Below are 7,079 nucleotides of genomic sequence, written 5' to 3' on the forward strand. Positions count from 1 at the left end.
GGCAGAGCTTTTAGATCTGGCCTGGCGCACGCGATACGATCTTAGGTATCTCGCCCCCGGCGCAGAAGGCAGCATTCGACTGCGCCATACGTCGTGGCGAACGAGGATCAGAAGCGATAAGGTGTTCGATAGGCTCTCTCATGCGGTGTATGGACTCGCGCTAAGCGAAGCGTCATCGGTATCAGACCTATCGTCGATTGCGAGTTACATCGGTGTATACCGTGAATGTACGCGCGATTGCGGTTGGCAACTGTCCAGCGCGCTTGACATAGCGCGTAGCGATCGCAGCGCATCGGGCAAGCAGCGCTCGAGAACGAGGACTTATCGAAATTTTTGGTTAGCGTGTGTTCGGGTTCGCACTGGGCGGCGGCTTGGAGTTGGCTCATTCTTGTACTTTTGCTCGTCGCAACGCCGTGCGCCCAGTTCGCGCATGCGGAGGTCATAATCGGCCAATTGTCGGGGGCGGACGGGACTCAACAACTCCAACGGTCGATCGGACGCTCGCGAGCGCTCGACATGATGCCAACCGTACGTACTGTCGATGCGAAAGAAGCATTGAGATTCGGCCTCTTAAATTTGGTGCTGCAGGCCTTTTGGAGGATGTCAATGCCTTCATTGCTCCGTTCATGTCACTGAGCCAAGTTGCAGTGGCTGCCTCAAACGAGCAGTGTGTCGATCGAATTGCCCCTTATGGACGGACTTGAAATCGAGGTCGACGAGCTGTACGAGTTGAACAAGAGTAGCGACGCCGAAGAGGGAAGGCGTGCGTTCCTCGAAAAACGCACGTCCGTCTTTGCAGGGCGCTATACATCTTACGATCCATCTATCCGGAATGGGGCTTAAGTCTGCGTAGCGGCACTGGGACCGATACACCTGGCCCACTGCTTGTCGACGCCGATTTCGGCACCAGCATGTATCAATTTTCAGGTCGGCTAGTCGCGAGCACGCCGGCTTCAAGGGGCAGAAATGAGAGTATCAGAGTACATCCAACATGACGCACTCGGCTTGGCCGCGCTGCTCAAAGAAAAATCGGTTTCGCCGGAAGAATTGATGAATTGTGCGATCGAGCTTGCAATCAAGGTCGATCCTAAGATTCACGCGCTTTGTTATCCGGATTTCGACGGCGCGCGGGCGCGAGCGAAAACGGTGGCAGTTAAAGGAGTGTTCGGCGCCGTGCCGTTCTTGCTCAAGGACTCGGCTCTGGCATCGAAGCAATTCCCGACGAGTATTGGATCGAATCTGTTCCGCGATATCCCGTTCAAATACGACGCCACCCTCGTCGAGCGATTCAACGACGCGGGGCTGATCTCGTTTGCCCGCACTACAGTGCCTGAACTGTGCATGGCGCCGACAACAGAAGCTACTGCAAATGGGCACCCGACGAAGAATCCTTGGGATCAAAGCCGTTCGTCGGGCGGATCAAGTGGCGGGGCGGCAGCTGCAGTGGCAGCCGGTATTGTTCCAATCGCGCACGGCAGCGACGGGGGGGGGTCTATCCGGATTCCCGCGTCATGTTGCGGGGTATTCGGATTGAAGCCGTCACGTGGACGGATTCCGATGGGGCCATCGCGTGGTGAAGGCTGGGGGGGGCTCGCCGTCGAGGGCGTGCTTTCCAAAAGCGTACGTGACACTGCGGCGGCGTTGGATGCGGTCGGAGGCTACGAGGCGGGGGCTCCTTACGCCTCGCCGTCCGCGCCAACATCGTATTTGGATCTTCTCGGACGCGATGTCGCAAAGCCCCTACGAATTGCGAAATGGACGTCTGCCTTCAACAATATTCCAGTCGCTCAAGCGTGTCTCGATGCCGTCGAGTTTGCGGCGACGCTGTTAAAGCGTGCGGGTCACGAGGTCGTGGACGCGCAGCTGCCATCCATCGACTACGACGAATTGGTTCATGCCCACGTCACTGTATTGATGGCGAATGCCTATGCATCGATCACAGGCATGGTTGAGGGCCGGGACGAGGCGAGCTGGAGGTCTCGCATCGAGCCCGCAATTTTCGACGCCTACAAACGAGGCGGCGAGTTGAGCGCCGCGCAATACATCGCAGCGATCAACACGTTCCACAGCGTTGGCCGGCGCATGGCTAGGGGCATGAAGGATTTCGACCTTGCCTTGAGTCCCACACTTACACAGCTTCCTGTGCATTTGGGCCAGTTCTCGATGAATACCGATTTCTGGTCGTTTCGTCGGGAGGTCTCAAAATACACTGCGTTCTTGACGATCGGCAACGCATCCGGACAGCCCTCGGCTAGCGTGCCCTCGTATTGGACCGCAGCAGGGTTGCCGGTTGGGGTCCAACTCGTCGGACACTTCGGACGGGAAGACCAAATCCTCACAACGGCGGCGCAAATCGAGGAACTCGCGCCCTGGTCCGGTCGGATTCCGGATCTGTAAAGCGAATTGGTAAGCCCTCTGCTCGCGCGGTTCAGGTTTTCCTCAACGATCTCATTGCCATTTTTGCCGATGGATCACGACTTGAATTTTGACTTGCGAGTCTAATTTTTGTATTGTAGAGTATGTAGACCGTACCCCGATGAGAAAACCTCCGAGCGTCGTGCCGGATTTCTCTATGCAGGCGATTGCATCGATGGGGTTTGGCCCGCGTTCTAATCAGGATATTGACCGATGACGACTGTTTGCTTGACGTTCGATTTCGACGCACTCGCGATTTGGTTTAGCACGTTCAAGCAGACCACCCCGACAGCGTTATCTCGGGGCGAGTATGGTGTCCGCGCTGGACTGCCACGTATTCTGACCATGCTTGCTCGTCAAGGAGTAAGGGCAACGTTTTTTACCCCTGCCCATACGGCGCGCAATTTTCCGGACGCACTCGAGTTAATCGTAAGCGGTGGCCACGAAGTCGCTGCGCATGGCCTCCTTCACGAGAGTCCGGTCGGGCTCCCGATCGATGAAGAGCGCGATCTGTTGCATCGCAGCTTGGAAGAACTTCAGGCGATTACGGGCAAGCGACCGCGCGGATATCGCTCGCCAGCGTGGGACCTGAGCGACAACAGCATCGTGCTTCTGGAGGAAGCGGGCCTTCAGTACGACAGCAGCATGATGGCTAACGACTTCCAGCCGTATTTCGCTCGGCGAGGTGACGTGATGTCGGACGACAAGGTTACCTTTGGCGCCGACAGTTCGATCGTCGAACTCCCGGTGGCGTGGGAGCTCGATGACTACCCCTACTTTCACTGGTCGGCACGCCCGTACAACGCAGGGTTGCGTGCTACAGAAGACGTTTTTTTGGCATGGAAGGGCGAGTTCGACGCAGCATATGCCGAAGACGGCTTTTTCACGTTGACGTGCCACCCGGAGATCATCGGCAGAGGTCCAAGAGTGGCGATGCTCGAACGCTTGATTGAGCACATGCGAGCTCGGGCGGGCGTGAGTTTCATGACAATGGAAGAAGCGGCGAAGCAGTTCAAAGCAGTGGCGTTATCTAAGAACGTCAAGTAACCAAATCAAACGAAGTGAGGAATTGAACATGTCTACGATGGAAGCTCCGGTCGCCGATCAGCTCGGCCCGAATGCAAAGTACTACGAGGAACTGGAAGTTGGTCAGGAGTGGGTGACGCCGCGCCGCACGATTGCCGAGGCTGACATCGTGCTGTTCACGGCAGTAACCGGTGACCAAAATCCGGTTCACACCGACGAAGAATTTGCTAAGAACAGTGTCTTCGGTGCGCGTCTGTTGCACGGTCCGGCCGTATTCGCAATTGCAACGGGGCTCGAGTTCCGCCTCGGCCTGAAGGAAGGTACCGCCATCGCTTTTCTGGGCATGACCTGGGACATGAAGGGGCCCGTGAAGGCTGGCGATACACTGCACGTGCGTGAGCGCGTGACGTCCAAACGTGAGACGAAAAAGTCTACCGCCGGCATCGTGTTCTTCCATGTTGCGGTGGAGAACCAACGTGGGGAAGTGGTCCAGGAAGGCGAGTGGAAAGTCATGATGAAGCGCAAGCCGGGCTTCGCCTCTTAAATACGCCAGATGGTCATGCAGGCATGAACAGCAACCTGATAACAGCCGAAATCGAAGCGCACGCCAAGCGCAACAGTGAACGCGTTGCTCTGTGCAGCACAGAGACGGTGTTGACGTACGGGCAACTCGTGGAGCAAGTGGGAGCCCTTGGTGACCGACTCAAGCGCATTGGCATCGGGCCTGGCAGCACCGTTGCGTCGCTTTGCGAGAATCGCGTCGAAGTGATTTTGCTCTACTATGCGCTTGGCAAGATCGGCGGGACTTTCGTTTCGGTGAATCCCAGCTTGACGGCGCATGAGGTCGCATACATCCTCGACCACGCAAGTGTCGCGCTCTTGTTGCATGACGAGAAAAAGCGGGATGTTGCAGAGTCAGCTGCTGCGCTGGTACCTGCTACGCGCTTGGCGTCTCTAGATGGCCTAGGCGAACTCGGCGCCATGAGCGAACCGCAGACCCGCGACGCGCAAACTGAGATTTTTCAGATTGCGTATACGTCGGGTTCGACCGGGCGTCCCAAAGCAGTCGCGTTCGATCAGGCCGCCGAAGTCGATGGCAATCGATCGCTTATCGAGTTGTGGGCGATGACACCGGCGGATGTCACCGTCGTGGCATTACCCCTTGGGTTTTTGTACGGTCTTTCGACCGCATCTTCCATGACCCTGCAGGCTGGAGCGGAAGTCGTGCTGATGCGGCGATTCCACCCGCGCGAAGCGCTGGAAGCGTTCTCGCTCCACAACGCGACGGTGTTCCACGGCGTGCCGACGATGTTTGCCATGATGCTTGAGTATGCCGAGCAGAATGACTTACACATCGACTTGTCCTTCATGCGCCTACTGGTGTCGGCTGGCGCCCCGTTGTCGCGCGAGCTGCGCAATCGCTTCGAGGCCAGGTTCAACAAAAGGATCGATGACTACTATGGGCTGACGGAAGTTCGACCGGTCTTCGGTCGATTTGCCAATGACCCTGCGCCTGTCCCCGACAGTGCAATTGGGAAGGCCGCGCCAGGCGTAGTCATCAAGATCATCGATGCCAGCGGCAATGAAGTGAAACCCGGGGAAGTGGGAGAGTTGCTGGTGCGCGCGCCTTCGACGACGTGCGGCTACTACAAGAACCCCGAATTGACGGCGGCTACCTTCGAGCACGGCCTGATGAGAACCGGAGATCTGGGCTATCGAGACGACGAAGGGTTCTACTACCTTACGGGCCGAATCAAGGACATCATCATCCGTGGCGGCGCGAACATCGCACCTGCGGAAGTTGAAGAAACCATTGCGTCGCATCCGGACGTTCAATCTGCCTCGGTGATTGGCGTGCCGGATGAGAAGTTCGGTCAGGTCGTTGCTGCCTACGTGGTTTCCCGCGATGCCAAGCACGTCTCAGCGGATGTATTGATCGAGTATTGTAAATCGAGACTTGCTGATTTTAAGGTTCCCAGCCAGATCTATTGGACCAACGAGCTGCCGCTCGGCATCACTGGCAAGGTCGATAAGAAGGCTCTCCTTGCGCGTTGGACCGAAGAGCACACGCAGGCGTAAAGCATGGTCTTGGCAGGAAGGATGGCATGGGGTGCATGCGCGATCGCGCAGGGGGGATCAGCGTACATTTTTGGCCTCATGCATGAGGCCATTTTGATAGACAGTAACCATGACGACGCACAAGATCGCGGTAATCGCAGGCGATGGCATTGGGAAGGAAGTGATGCCGGAGGGCCTGCGCGTTGTTAAAGCTGCCGCAGAGAAGTATGACATCAGACTCGAATTCGAGACGTTCGATTGGGCGAACTGCGACTACTATGGCGAGCATGGCGACATGATGCCGGCCGACTGGTTCGGGCAACTGCGCGGCTTTGAGGCAATTTACTTCGGGGCAGTCGGCTGGCCTGCAATCGTTCCCGACCATATCTCTCTGTGGGGTTCACTCCTCAAGTTTCGGCGCGAGTTCGACCAGTATGTCAACTTGCGTCCCGTGCGTCTCATGCCAGGCGTGCCTTGCCCGCTTGCAGGGAAGGAGCCGAGCGATATCGACTTCTATGTCGTGCGTGAGAACACGGAAGGGGAGTACTCCTCAGTTGGCGGACACCTTTTTGCCGGAACCGATCGGGAGGTTGTTCTCCAAGAGGCGGTGTTCTCGCGCCATGGCGTCGACAGAATCGTGAAGTTTGCCTATGAGTTAGCGAACAGCCGCCCGAAGAAGCATCTCACGTCCGCGACGAAGTCGAACGGTATCTCGATCTCCATGCCGTTCTGGGACGAGCGCGTTGCCGCGATTAGCGCGATGTATCCCGAGGTGAAGACGGACAAATATCATATCGATATCCTCTGCGCACGTTTCGTTCTCTCGCCAGAGCGCTTCGACGTCGTGGTCGCGTCGAATCTGTTCGGCGACATCCTTTCGGATCTTGGACCAGCATGCGCCGGTACGATCGGCATCGCGCCCTCGGCGAACCTGAATCCAGAAAGAACGTTTCCGTCGCTGTTCGAGCCCGTGCATGGCTCGGCGCCCGATATCTACGGCAAGAACGTTGCAAACCCGCTCGGCATGATCTGGACCGGCGCGATGATGCTCGATTTTCTGGGTCGAGGGCAGGACAAGTATCGTGCTGCGCACGACGCCATCTTGCGGGCCATCGAGGAAGGCATCGCGCAGGGGCCACGCACGCCGGATTTGGGCGGAACCGCAAATACGACTCAGGTGGGTGTCGACGTCAGTGAGCGCGTAAGGCAAGCGTAACGGCATGAGAACGGCTCGGAGACGGCAGGCGGCGACATAGGGAAACTCCTATGTCGCCGCTAAGCTTTGATGGGTCTGGCTCTCGCCGCTCGGTAGTCGTAGCCGGACACAAAGCCCTCGTTTCAAAAAACTCAACGTACTAAAGTTTTTAAATACCAGTAGTTCTTCTAATTTGACTGAATAGTATGAGCAGCTTCGGTGCAGCAGGCGGTATAAAGCCGGCGCAATGCACGGAAGCACACTATGTCGCGGTGCGTAGCGTCGCGCTTCCCGCCACGAACCATCGATGAGTTGTTTCGCTGGTTTCGAGGCGACGGCCGTTTTTCGCGAAGAGGCTCGAAACCCAGAGGTAACTGTTCCTCGT

The 7,079-nt window shown here is 57.2% G+C and carries 6 protein-coding genes; all 6 read left to right on the top strand.

The annotated features are described in order from the left end of the window. Positions 1-333: 333 nt before the first annotated feature. Complete coding sequence (locus U5A56_RS37305) at positions 334-636, top strand: enoyl-CoA hydratase-related protein (RefSeq protein ID WP_374692810.1); 303 nt, start codon at positions 334-336, stop codon at positions 634-636. A 369-nt stretch (positions 637-1,005) separates the two neighbouring features. Next, on the top strand, positions 1,006-2,397 hold the full coding sequence (locus U5A56_RS36510; protein ID WP_374692809.1) for an amidase: 1,392 nt from the start codon (positions 1,006-1,008) through the stop codon (positions 2,395-2,397). A gap of 246 nt (positions 2,398-2,643) precedes the next feature. Continuing rightward, positions 2,644-3,462, top strand: coding sequence for a polysaccharide deacetylase family protein (locus U5A56_RS36515; RefSeq protein ID WP_257776113.1), 819 nt, complete (start codon positions 2,644-2,646; stop codon positions 3,460-3,462). Between the two features lie 28 nt (positions 3,463-3,490). Next, complete coding sequence (locus U5A56_RS36520) at positions 3,491-3,985, top strand: MaoC/PaaZ C-terminal domain-containing protein (RefSeq protein ID WP_257776112.1); 495 nt, start codon at positions 3,491-3,493, stop codon at positions 3,983-3,985. 23 nt (positions 3,986-4,008) lie between these two features. Continuing rightward, entirely contained in the window at positions 4,009-5,520 is a 1,512-nt protein-coding gene (locus U5A56_RS36525) for a class I adenylate-forming enzyme family protein (protein ID WP_257776111.1), read from the top strand. Between the two features lie 109 nt (positions 5,521-5,629). Next, positions 5,630-6,715 (top strand): tartrate dehydrogenase, encoded by a 1,086-nt coding sequence (locus tag U5A56_RS36530; RefSeq protein WP_257776110.1) that lies wholly within the window; start codon positions 5,630-5,632, stop codon positions 6,713-6,715. Positions 6,716-7,079: the final 364 nt, after the last annotated feature.

This window comes from Burkholderia sp. BCC1998, assembly GCF_905339875.1.
Classification (GTDB): domain Bacteria; phylum Pseudomonadota; class Gammaproteobacteria; order Burkholderiales; family Burkholderiaceae; genus Burkholderia.

Excerpts from the sequence above, each read along its gene's own strand:
- U5A56_RS36530 (WP_257776110.1), top strand. The coding sequence starts at position 5,630 with ATGACGACGCACAAGATCGCGGTAATCGCAGGCGATGGCATTGGGAAG.
- U5A56_RS36520 (WP_257776112.1), top strand. The coding sequence starts at position 3,491 with ATGTCTACGATGGAAGCTCCGGTCGCCGATCAGCTCGGCCCGAATGCA.
- U5A56_RS36525 (WP_257776111.1), top strand. The coding sequence starts at position 4,009 with ATGAACAGCAACCTGATAACAGCCGAAATCGAAGCGCACGCCAAGCGC.